Raw genomic sequence first — 670 nt, forward strand, 5'->3', positions numbered from 1 at the left:
CTGAAGAACAGTGGGAGATTATTGGGCCGACAATCCGTAAAGAAGGGTCAGAAATATGGATCATCTTTAACCCGGATGAAGAGGCCGATTTCGTCTACCAAAACTTTGTTATGCGACCGCCGAAGAATGCCATAGTTAAAAAGATAAACTGGCAAGATAATCCATTCTTGTCGCAAACAATGCTGGACGTTATCGCAGGCATGTACGAGCGTGACCCGAAAAAGGCAGAGCACGTTTATGGCGGCGTGCCGAAGACTGGCGGCGACAAATCTGTAATCAACCGCGCATTCGTTAAGGCCGCGCTAAATCTCCACAAACACCCTACGCTGGGGTGGAGTTTGTCAGGGTCTAACCGTATAGGCTTTGACGTAGCGGACGATGGCGACGACCTTAACGCCACTGCATTCGTCACAGGAAACGTATTACGTGGCATCAAGACGTGGGAAGGTCTGGAAGATGAATTGTTGAAATCGGCAAGCGGAGTTTGGAAAGATGCGCTTACATTTGGCGCTTCTATAACTTATGATGCCATCGGTGTCGGCGCTTTTGCTGGTTCAAAATTTGATGAACTGAACGAGTATGCAATACATGAAAATCCATCATTTCCAAGAATCGAATTTAATGCGTTCAATGCGCAAGGGTCTGTTGATGATCCTGATGACGTTTTTCT

The 670-nt window shown here is 46.9% G+C and carries 1 protein-coding gene; it reads left to right on the forward strand.

From position 1 onward, the window contains the following. The coding region (locus tag Y887_RS19540) for a phage terminase large subunit (protein ID WP_211257001.1) at positions 1-670 on the forward strand (670 nt) is incomplete at both ends.

The sequence above is a fragment of the Xanthomonas pisi DSM 18956 genome (assembly GCF_001010415.1).
GTDB classification, from domain to species: Bacteria; Pseudomonadota; Gammaproteobacteria; order Xanthomonadales; family Xanthomonadaceae; genus Xanthomonas; species Xanthomonas pisi.